Below are 23,948 nucleotides of genomic sequence, written 5' to 3'. Positions count from 1 at the left end.
GAATCCATAACCACGAACGGCAGTCTGGAAGCTCGATGTCTCCGAGACTGCCCAATGGAAGGGACACGGCGTATGGATCCCGGGCTCAGCCCTTCGGGCCGCCCCGGAATGACGGCGGAGAGAGCGGGGCCGTCATCTGAGTGTCACCCCAGGGCGAGCAGCACCTCTTCGACGACCTTGCGCTGCTCTGATGTCAGCGCCGCCTGCGGCGGTACGGGGTCGCCGACGTCGTAGCTCTGGATCGACAGGCCGGCCTTGATGCAGGCGGCGAGGTTGAAGCGGGCGAAGGCCTCGTTGACGCGCCACAGCCTCTTCTGCAGCGCGAGCGCATCGTCCCAGCACGCCGCCTTGCAGAGATTGTAGAGCTCCACGCTCTGGCGCGGGATGATGCAGGCCGGTCCCGCCATCCAGCCCTTGCCGCCGATCAGCATCACGGCTGCCGGAATGTGGGAGGAGGCCGCGAACACCTTGATGGCGTCACCGCAGCGATTGATGATCGACAGCAACCGCCCGGTGTTGGTCGAAGCGTCCTTGATGTAGTTGATGCGCGGATGCTCGGCGAGCCGGGCGATCACGTCGAGCGACAGGTCCGAGCGCTGGAATTGCGGGTTGGTGTAGATCACCACGGGAACGTCAACGGCATCGGCGATCGCCCGGAAATAGGCTTCGATGCCGGCATCGCTGACCGGGAAATAGGCTTCCAGCACTGCCAGAATCCCGGTCGCGCCGCGCTTCTGGTAGGCCTTGGCCTGCGCCACCGCATCGGCGATCGCGGTCGAGGCCACGCCGGCGATGACGGGAACGCGCCCCTTGGCTGCCTCGATGGTCGCCTCCACCACCGCCATGCGCTGGGCGCGATCGAGATAGGCAAACTCGCCGGTCGAGCCGAGCGGCGTCAGCCCGTGCACGCCGGCATGGATCAGGTCGTCGCAGAGCCGCCCGAGCACGTCGGTGCGGATCGTACCCTCGGCATTGATCGGAGAGGCGAGATAGGGAAAGACGCCATGAAATTCGGTCATGCGGAGGGTATAGCGGCCGGGCCGCCGCTTCGGCAAGCAGACCGCCTGCCCCCACCTCGCGCTGGGAAGCCCGATGCGCCTCCGGCGTGATGACGGCCGGTCAGCCAGCGTCGTTGAATCCGGCTTCAAACCTTCTCCTCGGCAGGAGTGAGAGCGGAGGTCGGGAGCCGGTCCGAGCAACACGATTCAATCTCCGATTGCGCTCATCACGACGAGGATGTACGCGCGCGACGGTTCCGAGCTCGGCAGAAATGGCTGCCGAGTTCGCCATTTTCAGTCATTTTTCCGCCGGATTGACCGATCATCATGCCAAGCGGAAACAGTTAGTTCGAGTGCTCCAGCGTAAATTCGCCGTAGGATTTTCGATCGGAGACGAAGGAAGCCTGCAGCGAGTGCGACCATGAAGACGCTTTACGATTTACTCGGAGCTCTTCCGGACGATGACGCTGAGGACATCCGGGCGGCCTTCCGCAAGGCGGTCAAAGAGAGCCATCCTGATATCAATCCCGGCGATCCCGACGCCGCGCTGCGGTTTCGCCAGATCATCCGCGCCAACGACATTCTCGGCGACAAGGAGCAGCGCACGGCCTACGACCGTCTGCTCGGCGCGGCGCGGGACGAGCATCGGCAGGAGTCCAAGCTGGTCGTCGCGGCCAGGGTGCACAAGGTGGCCTCCGGCGTGATGGCGCTGGCCGGCGCCTCCGCCATGGCGCTGACAGGCTATCTGCTCTTCACCCATATGTCGGCGGCGTCCGTCGCGCCCCTCGAGCCGATCGTGGTCGCGACCAACAAGGTCAAGCCGCATGAGGTGCCCGCCAACCCGATCGAAAGCGCGTCCGTCGCGCCGACGGCAGGCGAGGCGGCTGCGAATGCCGGCAGCGAGCCGGCGGCCGGCGTCACCACCGGCAGTGCCGCCACCGCAGCCGAGCCGCTGCCAATCCGGGTCAGCAAGGTCGACGCGGTCTCTTCAGCCGAGCAGGAGCATGCGTCCTGCGGCCAGGCAACGACTGCCGCCTGCGTCTCGGACGCAACCCTGCCCGGCGGCACGACGTCCAACGAGGCCCGGGCCTATCGCGACCGCGGCATGGCGTCGTTCCAGAAGGGTGATTTGAACGCCGCTTTGGCTGACCTCGACGCCGCGATTCAGCTCGATCCGCGCTACTACGACGCCTACATCGATCGCGGCATCGTGTTCTACCGCATGCGCAAGTTCGACCGCGCCTTCGCCGATGTGGCCGCGGCCAAGCGGATCGAGAAGACCAACCGCGCCGTCCTGGACGCGATGGCCAAGCGCCAGCCACTGCGCCCCCTGAAGCTCGACCCGCCCAAGCCCGACATGCGGGCCGACGCCAAGGCGGACATCAAGGCGGACGCGCCGAAGGCGGATACGCCGAGAGTGGCAACGGCGGCGACGATGTCGCCGCGGATGTCGACGGCGACGCCGATCTATGCGACGAGCGACCCCAGCCGCGCTCCGTGAACCGGACCGGAGACGCATTGACGAAGATTTAAGGTAATTGCGAACCTGCGGCGCGGAGAGCGGCCGCGGCCATCAACTGTTAGGAAAGCTGTCTCATGGTGGCGCCATGGGACATGGGCTGCTCGCAAAATTCATTCATCCGAATCCGGCGATCCGGCGCGAGCTCGTCGATCTCCTCTACACGTCCCTGCCGCAGGTGATGTCGATCAACGCGGCCGCGATCACCGGGTCGGTGACGCTCGCGGTCATGCATCGCGACCCCGGCTATATCGCGATCACGTTCGCGATCATCGTCAATGCGATCGGTCGCGTGGTCAGCCTGCTCCGTTACAAGCAGCATGGCGGGCGCCTGTCCGACCCCGACGTGATTCTGTGGGAGAAGGTCTATGCGGCCGGCGCCGCGGCCTTCGGCCTTGCGCTCGGCGCCCTCACCTTCCGCGCCTTTCAGCTGAACGACGCGCCCGGCGCGTGGATCGCCTTCGGCCTGTCGATGTCCTATTGCGTGGGCATGGTGTCCCGCGCGGCGATCCGCCCGTGGGTCGTCCTGACGACGACGGCCGTGCTGTTCGCACCCACGCTGATCGCCGGGCTGATGCGTCCCGAACTGCCCTATCAGCTCGGCGCGGCGATGCTCGTGCTGTTCTGGTTCTCGATCCGCGAGGCATCGCGCCATCTCAGCACCGCCTTCATCGAGCGGCTGGAGGCCAAGCACGCGCTGGCGCGCCAGGCCAACCACGATTTCCTGACCGGGCTGCCGAACCGCGCGGCGTTTCTCGCCGCACTCGAACGGACGACTGGCAGCGTCGCCATCGTTGCCATCGATCTCGACGGCTTCAAGCCCGTCAATGATCGGCACGGCCATCATGCCGGCGACGAGCTGCTGCGTCAGGTCGCGATCCGGCTGTCGGACTGCGTCGGCTCGGGTGGCCTTGCCGCACGTTTCGGCGGCGACGAGTTCATGCTGCTGAGGCCGGTGGCCGGCGGCGCACAGGGACGCGACGACGCGCTGGAGCTCGCGCGCGAGGCCGTCCGCGCGCTGTCGATGCCATTCCTGCTTTCCGATATCCCGGTGCTGATCGGCGCCAGTGCCGGTCTGCTGGTCAGCGATCAGCCGCTGACCGATGAGGCGGTCGACGAGCTGCTGCGGCGGGTCGACGATGCGCTCTACGTGGCCAAGCGCGCCGGCGGCGGCGGGTGCACCTGGGCCGAGGCCGGCGCGACGACGCTGCGCCGGGCGGGCTGAGCACGACCATCCTCTCACGCGGATCTACGACTCCTCCACGCCTCGCAGGAGAGCGTCCAGCTCGTCCGCATCGAACTCTCCCTCGCGTCCGATCAGCACGAGCTGCGCCGTGAGCCCGTCGGCCGGCGACACCGGTGAGGGCGCCAGCGTGCCGCGCGTCGCCACCGACTGGAACAGGATCGGCTGAGCGGGATGCTCGGTGAACAGCAGAACGCCCTTGATGCGCAAGGTGCGGGGCGCGATCCTGCCGATGACCTGCTGGAAGCGCGCCAGCGACAGCGGCGCTTGCGACGTCCAGGTGACGGTTGCGAACGCGAGCGGCGAGCTCGGCGCGCGCGGCGGCAGCGTCCGCGGTGCGCGCAGGTCGCGGCTGAACAGCAGGTCCGGCGCAACGTCGCCATGCGCAATGTCGAAGATCGCCGATTGCGGCTTGTAGCGGCCGACGACGGCGCGGACCTCGTCGAGCGCGTCGCGTGCGATGAGATCCGCTTTCGTCAGCAGCACGAAGTCGGCGGCGCGCAGTTGCGAGCGCCACAGCCCATCCTGCTCCAGCGCCGGCTCGTCATGCAGCCGCTGCGGATCGACCAGGGTCACCACGGTCTCGAGCGGCGCGACTTTGAAGATGACGGGGTCCATCAGGTTGCGGATGATCTCGGCCGGATCCGAGATGCCCGACGTCTCGATCGCAATGGCATCGGGCGCCGGATCGCGCTTGATCACCGACGACAGCGTGCGCAGCAGGTCACCCTGCAGCGAGCAGCAGATGCAGCCGTTCTTCAGGCTGATCACCTCCTCGGTCACCGTGCCGAGCAGCTGCGCATCGATGTCGACGGCGCCGAAATCATTGACGATGGCGGCGATGCGCCGGCCGTCCGGATTGGCGAGCAGATGGTTCAGCAACGTCGTCTTGCCGGCGCCGAGCGCGCCGGCGACGAGCAGGACGGGAACGATCATGACAGCACGGGCCGGCGCACCGCGCGTCCCGGCCGCGCATCGCGCACGAGATCGCCGTCGCTGATGACGGACGCGCCGTTGACGAGCAGATGCCTGACGCCTTCCGATGCCCGGTTCATGTTGAGGAAGTCGGCGCGGTCGCGCAAGCTCTCGAGATCGAGCACGGCGATGTCAGCGTCGCAGCCGGCCTGCAGCCGGCCCTTCCTGCGCATCGCGGGTGTCGATGTCTCCAGGATCTGCGCCGGGATCAGCGTGCACTTGGCGATGCCGTCCATCAGCGACACCGTCTTGCGGTCCAGCACCCATTCGCGCAGGAATTTCGTGAAGGTCGCCGATGAACGCGGATGCGACACGGCGTCGTCAGGCAGCGGCCACGCGTCGCCGGTGTAGTCGGTGCCGTTGGCCAGAATCCACGGCATCGCATCGGAGGCGATGGCGCCGCCCGGGAACAGCACGGAGACGTCGAGCAGATCACGGTGGCGCTGGTTCACGGCGACGTCGAGGAAATGGATCAGCACCAGCGCGCCGGGGTCCTCCTGCTGCCGTTGCAACAACTCGTCGCGGCTGCCCAGGCGATGCCGCTCGGCCACCATCTCGATCGCGTCATAGCCGGTGCCCATGCGCTGGCAGAACGCGGGATCGGCGAAGAAGCCGGCGCCGACCACCGTCGAGCCGGTGCCGTAGGGATAGGCCTCCGTCGTGACCTTGAGGCCCTGCCTCTGCGCGGTCTGCACCAGCTCGGCGCAGCGCTCGACGTCCTGCAGGCTGGTGCTGTTGAAATGGCAGATGTGCATGTGCGCGCCGGTCGAGCCGGCCAGGCCGATCAGCCGGGTATAGGCATCGACCGAGCTGCGCGGGTCGACATTCGACATGTAGGCGATGTGGGTGTAGGTCGGTACGTCCTGCTTCGCCGCGAGGCTGCACAGCTCGGACAGCTCCTTCATGCCGGTCCCCGGCGCGTAGGCGTTCGGGAAGGCGATGCCGAGGCCGCCCTGGTCGAGGGCCTGCTTGGTGCGCTCGACGATCTCCGCGGTCTCGGCCGGTGTCGCGACCTCCTCGACCCAGCGCTTGTCGCGCATCGCCTCGCCCATGCCGCCGATGGTCGAGGCGGTCTGCTGCGTCGTCATCGTCGCGATGCGCGCGAACACCCAGCCCGCTGCCGCGCCGTAGTTGAGCGTACGGCCGATCGCCGCCTGTTCATCATACCAGCGCGCCACCGGCATCACGCCGACCTCGAGCTCCAGTGTCGTGGTGACGCCGTCGAACGCCTGCATGCGGTCCGCCGGCAGCGACTGGCCGTGCGCGTGCAGATCGATGAAGCCGGGCACGACCGCGAGGCCCGCCGCGTCGATCATCCGATCGGCCGCACTGCCGACGTCGCCGACCGCGGCGATCGCGCCATCCTTGATGGCGACGTCCGCCGTCGTGTCGAGGTTCGTTTCCGGGTCGAGCACACGCCCGCCGCGAATGATCAGATCGTAATGAGGCATGAAATCAGCTGGGCTCGCGAAGTGGAACTGCTGGAAGCCCTAACATAGATGCGCGGCGATGAGAACGCGGCGGGAGAGATCGATACGCGCCGAGCCATGCGTCGCGCACCTATCAGTTCGTCCCTGCGGCGACGCTCTTCCCCTGACGCAACGGATCGGTCAGGATCGAGTGCGACAGAGGAGACACCGAATGGCTTCGTCCAGCCACCGCATCGCCGACTTCACCTGCGAAAAGCAGCCAGCGACCGGCGCGCGCGGCATGGTGGTGACCAACCATCCGCTGGCTTCCAGCGCCGGCGCCGAGATGCTGATGCGCGACGGCAATGCGATCGATGCCGCGATCGCAGCCCTGTTCGCGCTCACCGTGGTCGAGCCGATGATGGTCGGCATTCTCGGCGGCGGACTGTCGCACATCCGGCTCGCCGACGGCCGCCACATCGTGCTCGACGGCCTTAGCACCGCGCCGCGGCGCGCCAGCGCCGACATGTATGATCCGGTGTCGGACGAGATCGCGCTGGCCCGCGAGACGCGCGACCGCCGCAACGCGGTCGGCGCGTTGGCCGTCGCGGTGCCGGGCGCGGTGAAAGGCTGGTGCGAGGCACTGGCGCGATTCGGCCGGCTGCCGCTGCACGAGGTGATGGCGCCCGCGATCCGGCTCGCCGAGCATGGCTTCGTCGCAAGCGCCTATCTCAACGACTGCGCCCGGCAGGTCGCGAGCGATCTCGCCCGAGATCCGAATCTGTCGGCGCTGTTCCTGCCGGGCGGCGAGGCAGTCAAAGCCGGCACGCGCGTGATCCAGAGCGACTACGCCGCGACGCTGCGGCTGATCGCCGGGCAGGGACCGGATGCGCTCTATGATGGACCGCTCGGGACCGCGCTCGCCGACTACATGACCGGCCAAGGCGGTCTGATCGATCTCGCAGACCTCAAAGCCTACCGCGTGATCGAACGGGAGCCCATTCGCGGCTCCTATCGCGGTTATGAAATCCTCGGCCCGCCGCCGCCCTCCTCGTCCGGCGTGCACATCGCGCAGATGCTCAACATCCTCGAGGGCTTCGACGTCGGCGCGCTCGGCTTCGGCTCGGCCGACGGAACGCATCTGCTCGCCGAGGCCCTGAAGATCGCCTTCGCCGATCGCGCGGTCGCGACCGCCGATCCGGCCTTCGTCGACGTGCCGGTCGACCGCCTGACGTCGAAGGCCTACGCCGCCGAGCGGCGTGCGCAGATCGATATGGCCCGCGCCCAGAGCTTCACCCCCGGACTGTCGCCGACCGAATCCGCCAACACCACGCATGTCACGGTGGCCGATGCCGAGGGCAATGTCGTCGCGTCCACCCAGACCATCAACGGCCTGTTCGGCGCCTGCGTGCAGATCCCGGGCACCGGCATGACCGCCAACAACTACATGTACAATTTCGATCCGCATCCGGGCCGCGCGCTGTCGATTGCGCCCGGCAAGCGCGTCTTCACCTCGATGGCGCCGATGATGGCGCTGCGCGACGGCAAGCTGCGTTATGCGCTTGGTCTTCCTGGCGGCCTGCGCATCTTCCCCTCGGCGTTCCAGGCGCTGGTCAACCTGATCGACCACGGCATGTCGCTCCAGGAGGCGGTGGAGGCGCCGCGGCTGTGGACGCAGGGCGGCGTGCTGGAGCTGGAGCCGGCCTTCCCCGACGATGTGGCGAGGGAGCTCGCGGCACGCGGCCACGACATCAAGCGCGAGCCGGTCGTCGCCGGCGGCATGAATGCGATCGCGTTCGGCGACGACGGCACGATGACGGGCGCCGCGTGCTGGCGCGCCGACGGCACCCCGATCGCGATCTCCGGCGGCCGCGCCCGCGCCGGCCTGCGGTTCGCGATCGCGTGAGGTTCAAGGTCAGCGGCTGCATCACCTGCCACCGGACGCCCTCTCTCCATCGTCATTGCGAGGAGCGCAGCGACGAAGCAATCCAGGGCCACGCATGTGGCCCCTGGATTGCTTCGCTGCGCTCGCAATGACGTCGTGGAGAGACCCCGGCCGCTCCTTCACGGTCCGGTCGGCGGTGCCGCCGGCTTTAGCCCCTCATGGTGAGGAGCGCCGAAGGCGCGTCTCGAACCATGAGGCCCGCGCTGTGGCCTCGCCCTTCGAGACGCCCGCCTTCGGCGTGCTCCTCAGGGTGAGGAGTTCCCCATGAAGCTCGTCAGCTCACCGCTGCCGCATCATCCGTGCGATCGCCTCGCCGATCACGACCGTGGTGAAATGCGTGTTGGCGCGGCAATCGGACGGCATGATCGAGGCGTCGGCGACGCGCAGGCCGGCGATGCCCTTGACGGTGCCGTCCGGATTGACCACGCCGGCATCGTCGTCGAAGCCGCTCATGCGGCAGCTTCCCGCGGCGTGCTGGATGTCGCCGGTGATCTGGCGCAGCAGCGCGTCGAGCTCGGCATCCGGCAGCGCGGCCGCCTGCGGCAAGGTGAGTGGCGTATCGCCGAGGCGGATCCAATCCGCAACGCCCTGCAGCGCCGGCTGTGTCGTGATCACGGCCAGCCGCTTCACCGCATCGCGCATCCGTGCGATGTCCCTGACATCGGCCAGCATGTTCTCCTCGACGATCGGGTCGACGGCCGGGTCGATCGAGGCGAGCTTCAGCGTGCCGCGCGAGAAGGCGTTGAACAGGCCGGCGCCGATCGCGCCGGGCACGCCGATGCCGCGATGGTTGAAGGCAATCAGGATCATGTCGCGCTTGCCGCCGCCGGCCAGGCCCGACGAATAGGTGACGCAGCAATTGGTGTGGCGGGTGTCGCGATCGGTCGGACGTAGCGCCTCGCGCAGCTGGATGGTGGTGCGGAACAGCGGATGATCGAAGAAGTGCCGGCCGACGGGAAGATCGCGGATGACGCCGACGCCCATCGCCTGCAGATCCGCCGCCGGCCCAATGCCCGAGCGCAGCAGGATGGCCGGGCTGTGAATGGCGCCGGCGCACAGCACGATCTCGCGCGCGGCGATGTCCCTTGTGCCCTCGGCTTCGAGATGGATGCGCACGCCGGTGGCCCTGGAATCGCTGATCAGCAGTCGATCGACCAGCGCGCGGCCGCGGATCTCCAGATTGGCGCGGCTCCGCGCCGGCTCCAGATAGCCCTCGTTGGTGGAGATGCGGCGGCTGTCGCGGCTGTTGATCGGATAGCAGGCGACGCCCTCGCCATCGGGTCCGTTGAGATCGTCGCACCAGGGATAGCCGCTCGCCAGCGCCGCATCGCGCAAGGCCCGATCGATCGGGCCCCATTGCTCCGGCGGCGCGCGATACACCGGCAGCGGACCGCCGCGGCCATGACCGCCGCGGTCGCCGAAGGCGAGATCATCCTCGATCACGGAGAACAGCGGCATGATCTCCCGCGCCGACCATCCGGAGCAACCATTGGCGGCCCATTCGTCGAACGCATCGGCCACGCCGCGAATCGCGATCTGGCCGTTCATCATCGAGCTGCCGCCGAGGCCTTTGCCGCGCCAATAGAACCGCATGTCCTGCCCGGCCACCCGGCGCGACATCAGCTGCGGCCACTGCCATTTCTCCTGGAATGCGCGGTCATGAATGATCGGAATCGGGTTCGGCGTCGCAATCTCCCAGGGCACGTCGGCCGCGCGCCAGTCCGCTCCCGCCTCGAGCAGCAGAACCCGCCTTTCGGAATCGTCCGACAGGCGCGCAGCGACGGCTGCTCCCGCGGAGCCACCGCCGACGACAATGACGTCATACATGGATCTGCTTCTCGCTGTGCACGGTCACCGTAACCATGACGGCACCTTGCGCCGGATGATCCGATCCGTGAAGTGCTGGAAATGTCAGGCCACCAGCATGCCAACGCAGGGCTGCGCCGCGTCCTCGGCAACGAGGCAGGACGCCACCGCGATCACCTCGCGCGCCGATTTCCACGCGCCGCCGCCACCCGCCGGTCCGTTGGTGTAGAGCGTCTCGACCTCGTTGCCGATCCTGACCGCCTCGGCCATCGTCTCGGTCCGTCCTGCGACACGAACGCGCACCTCGGAGGGCTCGCGGCCTTGCGCGAGCCTCTCTCCATGCAACGCATCGAGCCCGATCAGATCGCAGCGCAGCTCGCTCATGGCCACGCCCGTCAGCGCCAGACGCGCGCGGACGATGTCGAGCGCGAGCCGGCCGCGCGCGACGGCGCCGGGACCGGCATAGGAAATCTGGCCTTCGCCGACGTAGGAATCGAGATAGCCGACCGAGGTCTTCAGCAAGCCGGTCTTGGGCTTGCCGCGGCCCCCGATGACCTTGACCCGATCGGGACCGATCGCCTCGACCGTGACTTGCGAGAAATCCGCCACCACGTCCGGCTGATAGTAGGCCGCGGGATCGTGGATCTCATAGAGCAGCTGCTCCTTCACGGTGGCCGGCGTGACACAGCCGCCGGAGCCTGCGACCTTGGTGACGATCAGCTCGCCATCCTCGCGCACCTCGCCGATGGGAAATCCGAGGCGGGCGAGCTCGGGCACATCCTTGAAGCCGGGGTCGGCGAAATAGCCGCCGGTAATCTGGCCGGCGCATTCCAGGAGATGGCCGACGACGGTCCCCTGCCCGAGCCGGTCCCAATCATCCATCGCCCAGCCGAACTCGTGAACCAGCGGGCCGAGGAACAGCGCCGGGTCGGCGGCCCGCCCGGTGATCACGACATCCGCGCCGGCCGCGAGCGCCTCGGCGATGGCGCGCGCGCCGACATAGGCATTGGCAGAGACGATGCGATTGCCGAGACTGGTGACCGTGTCGCCGGTGTCGAGCGTGGCATCGGCTGCCTTCACTTGCTCCAGCACATCGTCGCCGGTGACGGCCGCGATTCTGATCCCCGTCAGTCCGAGCTTGCGCGCGATCGCGCGGGTGGCTTCGGCCGCCGCGACTGGATTGGCCGCGCCCATGTTGGTGACGATGCGGACCTTGTTGGCGCAGCAGAGCGGCAGCACCGCCTGCATGCGCGCAGCCAGCAGCGGATCGTAGCCGGTCTGCGGGTCCTTCAGCCGCGCCTGCTGCGCCAGCGCAATGGTGCGCTCGGCGAGGCATTCGAACACGAGATAGTTCAGCCCGCCTTTGTCGGCGAGCTCGATCGCGGGCTCGATGCGGTCACCGGAATAGCCGGCGCCGGCGCCGATCCTGACGCTTCGCATGAACGCTCCTCCCGCCTGTCATGATCATTGCGTCGAGGATAGCGATCCAGCGACAGCCTCGCCAGTACCGGCCGCGCAATGGCCTTACAGCGCAGGCGCTAACGCGGGTGCCTCGCGACAGTGCGCCCCTTCGCCGGAAGCCGTTTCGGGATCGGCCCATCGCCACTGATGGCCGCCGGCGCGCTTCGCGGCGTAGAGCGCACGGTCGGCCCGGTCGAGCAGCGCCTCCGTTTCCGCCGCCCGGTGCTCGGCGAGGAAGATGCCGGCGCTGGCGCCGATCTGCACGACGCCCCCCGTCAGCGAGAACGGATGCGCGAGCGACGCCACGACCGCCCTGGTCAGCGCGAGCGCCGCATTTCGTCCAGAGGAGCCTGCCGGGACCGGCAGCAGCAGCATGAACTCGTCACCACCGAAGCGGGCCGCAAGGCCGCTCTCACCGAGACAGTCCAGCAGCCGCTCGCCGACCTGGCACAGCAGCGCGTCGCCCGCCTGATGGCCGAAGCGGTCGTTGACCCCCTTGAAGCCATCGAGATCGACCGCGATGATCGCGGCCGGCTGGTCGAGCTGGCGAAGCGCCTCGATGAAGGCTGCACGGTTCGGCAACCCGGTGAGGAAATCCTGATGCGCCTGTCGGCGGAGCGCCTGCTGTGCCGTGATCCGCTCGGTGAAAGCCGCCGTGAGACGATAGGACGTGCCGCGCAAGGTGATCCAGAACAGCACCACCATTCCGGCCCCCATGCGATACACCGGCTCGGGCTGCATCAGGCAGGCGATCACGGTCGGAATCAGCAGCACGGCCGACGAGCTCATCACGATCCAGGGGCTGACCCGCGACACGATGCCGACGCAGAAGGCCATCGACAGGCCGAAGCACATCCAGATCCCGGGACCATCGCCGATCTGAAATGCGCGCGCCGACAGGGCGCCGACGGCAAGACCGAAGGCGGCGGCACCGAGCCCGTAGAGACGCTCCCAATAGATGATGGCATCGTGATCGAGCTGATCGAAGCGCGCCGCGAACATCAGCAGCTTGATGACGCGCAATGCACCGATCACGAGCAGCGCGGCCGTGATCGCGGCGTAGCCAGGATCACGTGCGACCCAGGCCATCACGGTCCCGATCACGACGGCAGCAGCCGAAATCGTCCCGACCAGCGGCATCGAGCTGTACAGCAGATGCGCGAGCTCGCGACGAGTGTCGGGGTCCAATCGTTGCATCGCAATTCCATTGCATGAATTGCGCGCACTATCGTACCCACGCCTTAACGAAATATCGCTGCACCCGCGAAGGTCTGCCATGCACCTGCGATGCTTAAGAGAGTCTCACCTGCAAGACGACAATCCGAAGCGCCTGTACTTCCCGCCGGCGACTAAAGCGCGATGAGATCAGGATGAATCGTCACCGCGCTTTAGATTGTTGTTTGCGCATGATCTTTTCGGAAAACCGCTGCGCACTTTTCCGGATCATGCTTTAGCTCGCCCAGCTGTCGCGGAATTCGCCGAACAGTGTGATGCCGCCGCACGCATAGATCGTCTGCCCGGTGATGTAGCTCGCTTCGGACGAGGCGAGAAAGGCGAACACGCCGGCGATCTCCTCAGCGCTCGCAACCCGCCCCATCGGGATGTGCGACTCCACGACCGCGCGCTTGGCCGGGTCACCGGTCCACGCTGCGTTGATCGGCGTATCCACCGCGCCGGGCCCGACCGAATTGACGCGGATGCCGCGGCCGGCGAATTCGAGCGCCAACGTGCGGGTGAGACCGGCCATCGCGCTCTTGCTGATCGAGTAAGCGAGATAGCCGGGCTTTGGAATGATCTGATGCACGCTCGACGTATTGATGATGTTGCCGGCCCCGCGCACGACGAAATGCGCGAGCGCATGGCGCGCGCACAGCACGGCGCCATTGAGATTGACCTCGAGGATGGCGCGATAGGTGTCGACGTCGAGCGCCTCGCTCGGAGACTCCCGCTGGAAGCCCGCATTGTTGACGAGGCAGTCGAGCCGCGGCCAACGCCGTAGCACCGTCTCGAACATTGCGACGATGTCGGCTTCCACGCCGATATCGGCTTTCACCGTGAAGTGATCGCGCGCAGCATGGCCGCGCGCGGCCGACGCCGCCTGCACCAGCGCAAGTGTCTCATCTCCCGAGGGCGAGGGGCCGCCAAAATTGATCGCGACATGCGCCCCTTCCTCGGCAAAGCGCACCGCGATCGCACGGCCGATGCCCTGCGCGGCGCCGGTCACCAGCGCGTATTGTCCAACGAGACGCGCGGCGCGCTCGGTCGATGGAACGGTTGGCTGCATCTCTCGACTCCTCGGAATGATCCCGCTTGGCGCGGATGGCATGTCGCGGCCCGGATGACAAGGCTATCAGGAGTCTGGTATCGCTCCAGTCCTGATCCGTCACGACGCGCGAGCGTGAGGCGCCATGTATCTCGGCATCGATCTCGGTACCTCCGCGGTCAAGACGATCCTGGTCGACGATGCGCAGCGCGTGGTCGCGAGCCGCAGCCACGCGCTGACGATCGATGTGCCGCAGTCCGGCTGGGCGGAGCAGGATCCTGCGACATGGATCGCCGCCGTGTTCGCAACGCTGGATTCGCTCAAGGCGGATCACCCCCACGAGATGGCCGCAGTCGAAGGCATCGGCCTGTCCGGCCAGATGCACGGCCCGGTGCTGCTCGATGCCGACATGAATCCGCTGCGGCCCTGCATCCTCTGGAACGATGGCCGCTCCGCACGCGAGTGCACGGTGCTGGAACGGCGGTGGCCGGCGTTGCGCGCGACCACCGGCAACAAGGCGATGCCCGGCTTCGCCGCGCCCAAGCTCCTCTGGATCGCGGACCATGAGCCGGAGATCTTCGCGGCCACCCGCCTCGTTCTGCTGACCAAGGCCTATGTCAGGCTGGTGCTCTCCGGCGAGGCGATCGAGGACGTCTCGGACGCATCGGGCTCGCTGTGGCTCGACGTCGTCAGGCGGGACTGGTCCGACGAGGGCCTCGCCGCTACCGGCCTCACGCGCACGCAGATGCCGCGCCTCGTCGAGGGCTGCGCCGAGGCGGGCCGGTTGCGCCACGACCTCACACAGCGCTGGGGCATGTCGAAGCGGCCACTCATCGCGGGCGGCGCCGGCGACAACCCGGCCGGCGCGATCGGTATCGGCGCCGTCCGTCCGGGCGCAACGTTCATTACCCTCGGCACGTCCGGCGCCGTGATCACGCCGGTCGAGTCCGTCACCGCCAATCCCGGCCGGATCGTTCACACCTTCTGTCATGCAATCCCGGCGATGTGGCTGCAGGCCGGCGCGATGCTGTCGGCGGGCTCGTGCCTCGCCTGGATCTCACAATTGCTCGGCGCCTCCGAGGCCGAGCTGCTGGCACCGCTGGGCTCCCGGCCCGCCGCACCATCGCCGGTGAGCTTCCTGCCCTATCTCGCGGGCGAGCGGACGCCGCATGACGACACCAATGTCCGGGGCCTGCTCGACGGCCTGAGCCACGCCACCGGCCGCAGCGCCATCGTGCAGGCCGTGCTCGAAGGCGTCGCCTTTGCATTGGCTGATTGTCGTGACGTGCTGACGGACACGGGGCTGGTCATCGCGGAGGCCGATGCAATCGGCGGTGGCTCGCGCTCCGATCTCTGGCTCGCGATCCTGGCCAATGTCTTGAACATCCCGATCCATCGCCTCGCGGAAGGCGAGACCGGCGCTGCATTCGGCGCCGCCCGCCTGGCGCGACTGGCTGCGACTGGCGAGGCGATCGCCAGCGTGTGCATCGCGCCAGCCCGCACCGCGACGTTCTCGCCGGAGCCTGCGCTGGCGGCAGCCTATGCCGAGCGGCTGCCGCATTGGCGCCGGCTCTATCGTCCCAGCCATTAGATCTGCGCCCGGCGCGCGACGTTCAATCGCGTCGACGTGTTGCAGTTGCGTCTCTTCCATATTGTATTCGGCGACAGCCTCTAGTTTAATGACTTCCCCGCGCCAGCGATCAACGAGCCGCGGAAACGAGACGACGTGCATTGGGAGGCACGATGAGCGGTCCGATCCTCGAGATGCGCGGGGTGTCGAAGTCATTCTTCACCATCAAGGCCCTGCAGAAGGTCGACCTCACCGTCTATGCCGGGGAAGTCCATGCGTTGATGGGCGAAAATGGCGCCGGCAAATCCACGCTGATGAAGATTTTGTCCGGCGCCTATCGCCCCGATCCCGGCGGTGAGATCCGTATCGAAGGCAAGGTGGCGCGCATCGAAGGGCCGATGGGCGGCCGAAACGCCGGCATCTCCATCATCTACCAGGAGTTGTCGCTGGCGCCGAACCTGACGGTCGCCGAAAACATCTATCTCGGGCGCGAGCTGTCGCAGACCGGCCTGCTTTCGCGCGGCGCCATGCGCGAGGGTGTCGGCCCGATCCTGCAAAGACTCGGCGCGGATTTCTCGGCATCGACCTTGGTTGCCGAGTTGTCGATGGGCCAGCGGCAGCTGGTCGAGATCGCCCGCGCGCTGCATGCGCGCTCCAAGATCCTGATCATGGACGAGCCGACGACGTCGCTGTCGGCCGGCGAGAGCGAGAAGCTGTTCGCGCTGATCCGCCAGCTGCGCAGCGAAGGTCTCGCGATCATCTACATCTCGCACCGCATGGACGAGGTCTATGCGCTGGGTGACCGCGTCACCGTGCTGCGCGACGGCAGGCTGGTGGGCTCGCTCGACAGGCCGGAGATCCGCGCCGACAGCATCGTCCGCATGATGGTCGGCCGCGACGTCTCGTCCTTCTACAAGAAGGACCACGACCCGCACGCCAAGCGCGACCGCGCGGTGCTGACGACCGTCGATCTCGGCGACGGCCGCCGTGTCAGGAACTGCTCGCTGACCGTTCATGCCGGCGAGGTGGTCGGCCTCGCCGGACTGATCGGCGCGGGGCGCACCGAGCTCGCGCATCTGATCATTGGGGCTGCGCCGAAGACGACCGGACACATCGAGCTCGACGGCGAGCGCATCGACATCGACACGCCGCGCGACGCGCTCGATGCCGGCATCGCCTATCTCACCGAGGATCGCAAGGCACTCGGCCTGTTCCTCGACATGTCCTGCGCCGACAACATCAACCTCGCCGTGATCGGCCGCGACGCGAAGCTCGGCGGCATTCTCGACCGCGACAAGGCGAAGACACGCGCCGACGAGGCATTCGCGGCGCTGGGCATCCGCGCACCCAATCCCGGCGTCACGGTCGGCGGCCTGTCGGGCGGCAATCAGCAGAAGGTGCTGCTGTCGCGGCTGCTCGCAACCGCGCCGAAAGTGCTGATCCTGGACGAGCCGACCCGCGGCGTCGACGTCGGCGCCAAGTCCGAGATCTATTCGATCATTGACAATCTCGCCAAGTCCGGCACCGCGATCCTCGTCATCTCGTCCGACCTGCCGGAGATCCTCGGCATCTGCGATCGCGTGCTGGTGATGCGCGAGGGACATCTCGCGGGCGAGCTGCAGCAGAGCGCGACATCGCCCATGACCCAGGAAGACATCATGGCGCTGGCCACGGGGACGGAGCACGTCGATGCCTGACAACAGTCCAGCTCAAGCCGAGACCGCACCCTCATCCGGCCTGCCGTCGGCATCCGACAACAAGCAGCAGCGGCTGCGGCTGATGATCCGCGCCGCCGGCATGCTGCCGGTGCTGCTGATCCTGTGCATCGGCTTCCACATGCTGTCGGAAGGACGCTTCTTCACCGGACAAAATCTCGGAATCGTGCTGCAGCAGGCCGCGGTCAACACCGTGCTCGCTGCCGGCATGACCTTCGTCATCCTGACCGGCGGCATCGATCTTTCGGTCGGCTCGATCCTCGCCGCGGCGGCGATGGCCGGCCTGACATTGTCGAAGATGCCCGAGTTCGGCGCGCTCTGGCTGCCGGCGGCGGTGCTGACGGGGCTGGCCTTCGGTGTCGTCAACGGGGCGCTGATCGCGCTCCTGCGGCTGCCGCCCTTCATCGTCACGCTGGGATCGCTGACCGCGGTGCGCGGCCTCGCCCGGCTGATGGGCGGCGACACCACCGTGTTCAATCCGTCGATCCCCTATGCGTTCATCGGCAACGCCTCGCTGACGATCATCCCCGGCATCGTCTCGATCCCCTGGCTGGCGGTGATCGCGCTGCTGGTGATCGTGGCGTCGTGGCTGATCCTGCGCCGCACCGTGCTCGGCGTTCACATCTATGCCGTCGGCGGCAATGAGAGCGCGGCGCGGCTCGCCGGCATCAAGGTCTGGGCGGTGCTGATCTTCGTCTACGGCATGTCCGGCCTGCTCGCCGGCCTCGGCGGCGGTATGCAGGCGGCGCGGCTGTATGCGGCGAACGGCCTGCAGCTCGGCCAGTCCTATGAGCTCGACGCCATCACCGCCGTGATCCTCGGCGGCACCTCCTTCGTCGGCGGCATCGGCTCGATCTGGGGCACCCTGGTCGGCGCTCTCATCATCGCGGTGTTGTCGAACGGGCTTATCCTGGTGGGCGTGTCCGACATCTGGCAATACGTCATCAAGGGCCTCGTGATCATCGGCGCCGTCGCGCTCGACCGCTACCGGCTGCAGGGCTCGGCGCGCACCTGAGAGACATCGGCGGGCGCCGCAAGCGCCTTGCCGCAACGGATTCTTCCACGGCCACTGGTCCGCCGTGCGTAGACCAACAGAAAGGGCCAGGGAGGAAACAGATGTTCAAGTCGATGTTATCAGCCGGTGCCGCGCTGGCGCTCGTCATGAGCTCCGCGCCGTCATCAGCCAAGGAGCTGAAATCGATCGGCGTGTCCTTGGGCTCGCTCGGCAACCCGTTCTTCGTCGCATTGTCGAAGGGCGCCGAGTTCGAGGCCAAGAAGACCAACCCCAACGTCAAGATCACCGCGGTCGGCTTCGAGTACGACCTCGGCAAGCAGGTCACGCAGATCGACAATTTCATCGCCGCCGGCGTCGACATGATCCTGCTCAACCCCGGCGATCCCAAGGCCATCGGACCCGCGATCAAGAAGGCGCAGGCCGCCGGCATCCTCGTGGTCGCCGTCGACACCGCGGCTGAAGGCGCCGATGCCACGGTCACCACCAACAACGTGCAGGCCGGCGAGATTTCGTGCCAGTACATCGTCGACAAGCTCGGCGGCAAGGGCGACGTGATCATCCAGAACGGTCCGCAAGTCTCCGCCGTCATCGACCGCGTCAACGGCTGCAAGAGCGTGCTCGCCAAGGCTCCTGGCATCAAGCTGCTGTCGAGCGATCAGGACGGCAAGGGCTCGCGCGAGGGCGGCCTCACGGTGACGCAGGGCTATCTGACGCGCTACCCGAAGATCGACGCGATCTTCGCCATCAACGATCCGCAGGCGATCGGCACCGATCTCGCCGCCCGCCAGCAACAGCGCACCGGGATCATCATCACCGCGGTCGACGGTGCCCCCGACATCGAGGCGGCGCTCAAGGATCCGGCCGCGCAGCAGATCCAGGCCTCGGCCTCGCAGGATCCGTTCTTCATGGCCCGCCGCGCCGTGCAGATCGGCGTCGGTCTGCTGAACGGCCAGAAGCCGGCTTCGACCGTCGAGCTGCTGCCCTCCAAGCTGATCACGCGCGACAATGTCGCCCAGTACAAGGGCTGGACCTCGGAGCGCAAGGAATAGATCCACCCGCTCTTGCAGCCGACGTCTTCAGCAGCGCCGCCCGTCACCGGGCGGCGTTTTGCTCGGGAACTCAGCGTTGCATCGATGCAGGTCAGAATTGAAAGGCGACTGGCGACGGACTCGCGCGTGTGCAGGAGATATGGCAAACAACGCCTTGGACGAAGGAATTTCGATCTGCGCCGGCGAGTTGAAGCCGGCAGTTCCTTTGGGGTGGATGCCGATGGCTACGAAGCTCGACGACCTCTTGCCTGCGATCACCAAGGCCGGCGACGCCGGGCTGAGCGTCTCCCGGATCAAGACCACCTTCCTCGGCAAGGCGGCGGCGAAAAAGGGCTCGCCTGAACTGCGCGACAAGCTCGCCGCACTGACCCGCGACGGTGCGATCTGGGGACCGTTGAAGCAGGGTGTCGCCCAGCTGTACTTCGCAAGAGGCTACGGTCCTTCAATCGAGACGGCGAGCCAGGCGATCGTCAAGCTCATCGCGTCCTCCGGCATCAAGCTGATCTCGAAGCCGAGTTTGCAGAAGAAGATCACCGGGATGAACAAGAAGTTCTTCCCCGACGGTCTCAAGCACGCCATCGCCAGCCAGGCCATCGTCGAGCTGACCTGCGGCAGCTCGAAATATTATCTGCATCGCGACGTCGCCGCGGACTATTTCGGCTTCGATGCGATGGCCTCGGAGCCGGCCTTGACCACGCCCGAGCTGCATGACGGCGCAGCCGCGATCACCGCCTCGCTTACGTTGGACGACCTGCTGCCCGCCTATCGCCGGCTCAAGGCCGAGCAAGGCGGCTTCTCGGCCGTGAAGATCTTCGATCTCATCAGGGCGAGCGGCGAGTCCAAGGAGGAGCTGCATCGCCTGCTGATCGAGGAGACCAAGGCGGGACGCGTCACGATCCATCCGACGACGACCGTCGATCTTCCAAAGGAGGAGATGGACGCCGGCATCAGGCTCGCCGGCTTTCCCGAGCCGTTCGTGACCGTCGTGGTCAAGCACGAGCCATGACCAACCCTTACGCCGACCTCCAGGTCAACCCGTTCGAGGACGCCATCGTCCGCGAACCGCGCGATGTGACGTTTTCGGTCAGCGGTCTCAACGACGCTCCCCTGCAACGTGTTCTGGCGAAGTTCGCCGCGCTCGGCGGCGGCGAGCTGCCGCGCAGCAGTCCGATCAAGGCCGACCGTGCCCAGCTCGTGGTGTCGCCGGATCGCGGTTATGGCAAGTCGCATCTGCTCGGCCGGCTGTTCACGGCGCTCGGCCGCAAAGCGACCAAGGTCTATCTCCGTCCGTTCCAGGATCCCTCCAAGGCGTGGCAGTCGATCCTATTGCTGACCTTGCAGGAGCTCGATCGTCCGGACGACGAGACGGCGCAGTCGCCGAGCCAGCTAAGCTCTCTGGCCGTGGGGACGCTGGCCCATATCGTTGCCGACTTTGCCCAGAACGGCGCTCCGGAAATCGCCGCAGCAGTGCCGGCGCTGCGACGTCTGGCGAGCGGAACGCTTCCCGCCGCCGAGATGTCCGGAAGGCTCGCATGGTTGAGCGCGCTGTTTGCCGGCAACGGCCCCATCAACCGGCTGTCCAGCCTTCTCGGAAGCCGGCACATCGACCTGCACGGGCGGGAAAAGGCCTGGCTCAAGGTGCTCGTCGCCTGCGCATTCGGCGAGGCCGATGGCGAGCGCCGGCGCGCCGCGCTCAAATGGTTGCGGGCCGAGCCGCTGGAGCCGGAGGAAGTCGAACAATTGCGGCTGGAGCAGGCCGACAATGACGGACGCGGCGACGTCACGCCGCAGGAGATCAACGCCCTCAGCTTTCGCCGCCTGCACGGCCTGTGTCAGCTCGCGTCCTACTACCGTCCGTTCGTGTTCTGCTTCGATCAGACCGAGTGCTATGCCAGCGATCCGCTGCTGATCAAGGCGCTCGGCAGCTGCATCGAGCAGCTCTATGCGGAGCTGCGCAATCACCTCACGGTGGTGACCGCGAACCAGCGGAACTGGGTCGACGACATCAAGCCGCATCTCGAGCCGGCCCATCGCGACCGATTCTCGCAGGAGACCGCGCTGGAAGGCATCAACAAGGCCGGCGCACGCGAACTGATCGAGGCGCGCTTGGTCAATTGCGGCATGCCGGCTACAGGCATCGCGCGATTTTTCGCCGACCGCTGGCTCGACGATCTGTTCTCGACGCTGGTCGAGCTCGGCGTACGAGCGCTCCTGATGCGCGCGGAGGACCGGTTCAGGGGGCTGGCGCGTCCCCATGCGGCGGCCCCTCCGCCGCAAACGCTCGACGATCTGTTCCAGGTCGAGCTCAACGGCATCCGCGCGCAGAAGGCGCTGCAGGCCTACAATCAGGATTGCCTGATGTGGTTCGCCAGGGACGTCGGGCAAGCGATGACCGGCGTGAAGGTCGGCCGCACCTCGGGGCGGCGCTACTTCTCGTTCGAATGGCGCTGGCCGGACCGCAGCGTGTACTTCGCCTTCGAGGGCGGCGATCACTGGCGGCGGTGGAAGGCGATCGCGGACGAGGCGATCGCCTTGGCCGGAGGCCAGGCTGGCCGCCGCACGCTCACCTATGTGTTCCGCACGCCCGACCTCGCCCGCGTGCCGCGTGCGTCATGGGCGGTCGCCAAGGCCACGATGGATGCCGCCAGCGGGCACGGCTTTCGCATCGTCGAGCTGACTGCCGATCAGGTCTGCGAGCTGCATGCCGCGCGAGAGCTCTATTCCAACGCGCTCCAGGGCAACATCGCGTTTTCCGGTCCCGCGACTCTGGCCTGGCTGCAGGCGCGGTTCGCCCCGTTCCTCGCCGACATCGCCGCCGCCGGACTGCCGATCCAGGTCCGCAGCGTCGACGCCGGCGGACCTGCCGCGACCGAGCCGCGAACGACGGAACGGAGCACGGCCACGCCCGACATGCTCGATGGCGACAGGCTGCGCGCCGTCCTCGACCTCGTCCGCGAGCAGCGCATCGTCGACATCTCCGTCGTTCTCGCCAAGCTCGGCAGCGCGCAGCTGCGCGATCCGCTCTTGCGCAGTGTCGAGGCGCATCCCAATCTCAAGGCTCATCCCGGACCTCAGACCATCTTCCTGCAATGGCGCATCACAGCATAACGGCGACCGAACTCACCTTCGCCGTTCTCGATCCGGAATGGCGCGCCCGATGGCTCCGCGGCGAGAAGCCCTCGACCAAGAGCTTCGCACCGACAGGAACGGTCCGCGCGATGGGCGTGCAGTTCCACAAGGAGGTGGAAAATCTGGTCGCGTGGCTGACCGGCCGCAACAGCTGGAAAGCTGCAGCGCTGATCAGCTCCGCCGATGCCCTGGTCGATCACGTCTGGCGCACGTCGTTGCAGGATCTCACCGACAGGCTGTTCGCGGCAGGGCGCGGCGAGGACGCCGCCGTCTTCACGGAGCGCATGCGCCACTTCTGCGCGCGGCTGATCGAGCTGAGAAAGCGGACCCGCGATTTCGAGACCTGGCAGGACGTCTTCGTCGGCGCCGAGCAGGATCTGGCGCGCATTCCCGTGCCGCTTGGCGACATCGTCGTCGACATTCGGGGCCGCGTCGACGCCATCCGCATCCATCCCGAGCGTCATCTCGAGGTCGTCGACTACAAGCTCAGCCAGGGCGCGCGCCAGAAGGCCGATCTCGTGCAGCTCGCGATCTACGCGCATCTGCTGCCGATCTGGCGTCCGGGCTGCGCGTTCTCGGGCACGCTGGAATATTATCTGCCCGCATTCCACGAGGTCGCGGTCGCACCGGACGAGCTGAGGGACATCTTCGAAGGCATGGTCGTGCCGGTGCTGCAGGAGATGTTCGGCGACAAGGGCAAGCCGGCGCGCATCGCGGCGCCTCCTGCCGCGGACACCGCGACGGGTGGCGAGAGCCAGACCAATGCCGCAACCGACTCACACGCACTCGGCAAGGCCGTCACCGAAGCTTTCCGCAGCTTCAATCTCGCGGTCGAATGCGCTGCCGTCATCGAAGGACCGCAGCTGATCCGGCTACGGCTGACGCCGGGCTCGGGCGTGAAGGTATCGTCGCTCGCCAATCGCGCCGCCGACCTGCAGGTCAAGCTCGGCCTCGCCGAGCCGCCGCTGATCAAGGCCGGCAAGGGCTTCGTCATCCTCGACCTGCCGCGGGCTGATCCGAAGCCGTGTCTGCTCAAGGACGCGCTGGCCGGGCCGCTCGCCTCCGCCGTGAAGAGCACGGTGAGCTTTCCGATCGGCATCGACGTCGAGGGCCACATGATCGTTGCCGACTTCGCCGATCCCAACACCTGCCACGCGCTGGTCGCGGGTTCGACCGGCAGCGGCAAGAGCGAATGGCTGAAGGCGATGGTCGCAAGCATGCTGCTGCGCAGCTCGCCGGAGCAGGTCAAGATCGCGCTGATCGATCCGAAGATCCTCACCTTCGCCGGCGTCGAGGGCAGCCCGTATCTGTGGCGCCCGGTCGCCACCACGCTGACCGAGGCGCTGAGAATCCTGCGTGACGCGGTGAAGGAGATGGATGCGCGCTACGCCATTCTCAAGCGTGAAAACGTGGTCAATCTCGGCGAGTACATCCAGGCGGGCAAAACCGACCTGCCGTTCCTGATCCTGATCTTCGACGAATTCGCCGACCTCATCCTGACCGGCAAGGACGACAGGAAGGAGTTCGAGGCGCTCGTCGCGCGCATCGCCGGCAAGGGCCGCGCCGCCGGCATCCATCTCGTGCTGGCCACGCAGCGCCCGGACCGCGCCGTCGTCACCGGCCTGATCAAGTCGAACCTGCCGCTGAAGGTCTGCCTCAAGGTCGCCAATGCCGTGAACGCCCAGATCGTGCTCGACGAGCCCGGCGCCGAGAGCCTGTTCGGCAAGGGCGACCTGCTGTGCGATCTCGGACGCGGCCTGGTCCGTGCGCAAGGCTTGTTCATTCCGCAGCCGGAATTCCTCGCCGCGCTCGGCCGGAAATAGCTCCGCGGCAGCCGTCGCATTGTCGCGT

The 23,948-nt window shown here is 67.2% G+C and carries 17 protein-coding genes; 10 read left to right on the top strand and 7 right to left on the bottom strand.

Translation table 11 applies throughout. The annotated features are described in order from the left end of the window. Positions 1 to 143: 143 nt before the first annotated feature. A complete protein-coding gene (locus tag QXZ94_RS31325; protein ID WP_315724938.1) occupies positions 144 to 1,019 on the bottom strand; it encodes a dihydrodipicolinate synthase family protein in 876 nt (291 codons plus the stop codon). Between the two features lie 400 nt (positions 1,020 to 1,419). On the opposite strand from QXZ94_RS31325, the gene QXZ94_RS31320 reads away from it, so the two are divergent. Both QXZ94_RS31320 and QXZ94_RS31315 read left to right on the top strand, forming a co-directional pair. Then, positions 1,420 to 2,499: a DnaJ domain-containing protein gene (locus tag QXZ94_RS31320; RefSeq protein WP_315724936.1), complete on the top strand. Its 1,080-nt coding sequence runs from the start codon at positions 1,420 to 1,422 to the stop codon at positions 2,497 to 2,499. 106 nt (positions 2,500 to 2,605) lie between these two features. After that, complete coding sequence (locus QXZ94_RS31315; RefSeq protein ID WP_315724934.1) at positions 2,606 to 3,742, top strand: GGDEF domain-containing protein; 1,137 nt, start codon at positions 2,606 to 2,608, stop codon at positions 3,740 to 3,742. 24 nt (positions 3,743 to 3,766) lie between these two features. On the opposite strand, the gene QXZ94_RS31310 is transcribed toward QXZ94_RS31315, so the two are convergent. Both QXZ94_RS31310 and QXZ94_RS31305 read right to left on the bottom strand, forming a co-directional pair. After that, the gene (locus tag QXZ94_RS31310; protein ID WP_315724932.1) at positions 3,767 to 4,696 is read right to left on the bottom strand and encodes a GTP-binding protein; all 930 of its coding nucleotides are present in this window, start codon (positions 4,694 to 4,696) and stop codon (positions 3,767 to 3,769) included. Continuing rightward, on the bottom strand, positions 4,693 to 6,186 hold the full coding sequence (locus QXZ94_RS31305; RefSeq protein WP_409998778.1) for an amidohydrolase family protein: 1,494 nt from the start codon (positions 6,184 to 6,186) through the stop codon (positions 4,693 to 4,695). Before QXZ94_RS31305 ends, QXZ94_RS31310 begins: the two co-directional genes overlap by 4 nt. Positions 6,187 to 6,376: 190 nt before the next feature. Here QXZ94_RS31305 and ggt point away from each other — a divergent pair, with 190 nt between their 5' ends. Beyond that, positions 6,377 to 8,050 (top strand): gamma-glutamyltransferase, encoded by a 1,674-nt coding sequence (gene ggt / locus QXZ94_RS31300; protein ID WP_315724930.1) that lies wholly within the window; start codon positions 6,377 to 6,379, stop codon positions 8,048 to 8,050. 318 nt (positions 8,051 to 8,368) lie between these two features. Here ggt and QXZ94_RS31295 read toward each other — a convergent pair whose 3' ends face one another. The 4 genes from QXZ94_RS31295 to QXZ94_RS31280 form a co-directional block, all read right to left on the bottom strand. Then, positions 8,369 to 9,916, bottom strand: a complete 1,548-nt coding sequence (locus QXZ94_RS31295) for a GMC family oxidoreductase (RefSeq protein ID WP_315724928.1) — start codon at positions 9,914 to 9,916, stop codon at positions 8,369 to 8,371. 84 nt (positions 9,917 to 10,000) lie between these two features. Then, the gene (locus tag QXZ94_RS31290; RefSeq protein WP_315724926.1) at positions 10,001 to 11,335 is read right to left on the bottom strand and encodes an acyclic terpene utilization AtuA family protein; all 1,335 of its coding nucleotides are present in this window, start codon (positions 11,333 to 11,335) and stop codon (positions 10,001 to 10,003) included. Positions 11,336 to 11,419: 84 nt separating this feature from the next. Continuing rightward, positions 11,420 to 12,553 (bottom strand): GGDEF domain-containing protein, encoded by a 1,134-nt coding sequence (locus tag QXZ94_RS31285; RefSeq protein ID WP_315724924.1) that lies wholly within the window; start codon positions 12,551 to 12,553, stop codon positions 11,420 to 11,422. A 253-nt stretch (positions 12,554 to 12,806) separates the two neighbouring features. After that, a complete protein-coding gene (locus QXZ94_RS31280) occupies positions 12,807 to 13,640 on the bottom strand; it encodes an SDR family oxidoreductase (RefSeq protein WP_315724922.1) in 834 nt (277 codons plus the stop codon). A gap of 124 nt (positions 13,641 to 13,764) precedes the next feature. Here QXZ94_RS31280 and xylB point away from each other — a divergent pair, with 124 nt between their 5' ends. The 7 genes from xylB to QXZ94_RS31245 all read left to right on the top strand — a co-directional run bounded on the left by xylB (position 13,765) and on the right by QXZ94_RS31245 (position 23,920). Then, entirely contained in the window at positions 13,765 to 15,210 is a 1,446-nt protein-coding gene (gene xylB / locus QXZ94_RS31275) for a xylulokinase (RefSeq protein WP_315724920.1), read from the top strand. 152 nt (positions 15,211 to 15,362) lie between these two features. Next, entirely contained in the window at positions 15,363 to 16,886 is a 1,524-nt protein-coding gene (locus QXZ94_RS31270; RefSeq protein WP_172185295.1) for a sugar ABC transporter ATP-binding protein, read from the top strand. Next, positions 16,879 to 17,919 (top strand): ABC transporter permease subunit, encoded by a 1,041-nt coding sequence (locus QXZ94_RS31265; RefSeq protein WP_315724917.1) that lies wholly within the window; start codon positions 16,879 to 16,881, stop codon positions 17,917 to 17,919. Before QXZ94_RS31270 ends, QXZ94_RS31265 begins: the two co-directional genes overlap by 8 nt. A 101-nt stretch (positions 17,920 to 18,020) precedes the next feature. Further along, positions 18,021 to 18,968: an ABC transporter substrate-binding protein gene (locus tag QXZ94_RS31260; RefSeq protein ID WP_172185292.1), complete on the top strand. Its 948-nt coding sequence runs from the start codon at positions 18,021 to 18,023 to the stop codon at positions 18,966 to 18,968. 220 nt (positions 18,969 to 19,188) lie between these two features. Continuing rightward, a complete protein-coding gene (locus tag QXZ94_RS31255; protein WP_315724915.1) occupies positions 19,189 to 19,974 on the top strand; it encodes a hypothetical protein in 786 nt (261 codons plus the stop codon). Next, complete coding sequence (locus QXZ94_RS31250; protein WP_315724913.1) at positions 19,971 to 22,076, top strand: hypothetical protein; 2,106 nt, start codon at positions 19,971 to 19,973, stop codon at positions 22,074 to 22,076. Before QXZ94_RS31255 ends, QXZ94_RS31250 begins: the two co-directional genes overlap by 4 nt. Further along, positions 22,058 to 23,920, top strand: a complete 1,863-nt coding sequence (locus QXZ94_RS31245) for a DNA translocase FtsK (protein WP_315724911.1) — start codon at positions 22,058 to 22,060, stop codon at positions 23,918 to 23,920. The genes QXZ94_RS31250 and QXZ94_RS31245 overlap by 19 nt, the downstream gene beginning before the upstream one ends. Positions 23,921 to 23,948: the final 28 nt, after the last annotated feature.

This window comes from Bradyrhizobium sp. SZCCHNS2022, assembly GCF_032377575.1.
Lineage (GTDB): Bacteria > Pseudomonadota > Alphaproteobacteria > Rhizobiales > Xanthobacteraceae > Bradyrhizobium > Bradyrhizobium aeschynomenes.
Note: the sequence above shows the minus strand (reverse complement) of the source record. Positions and strands in the feature narration are given on the sequence as shown.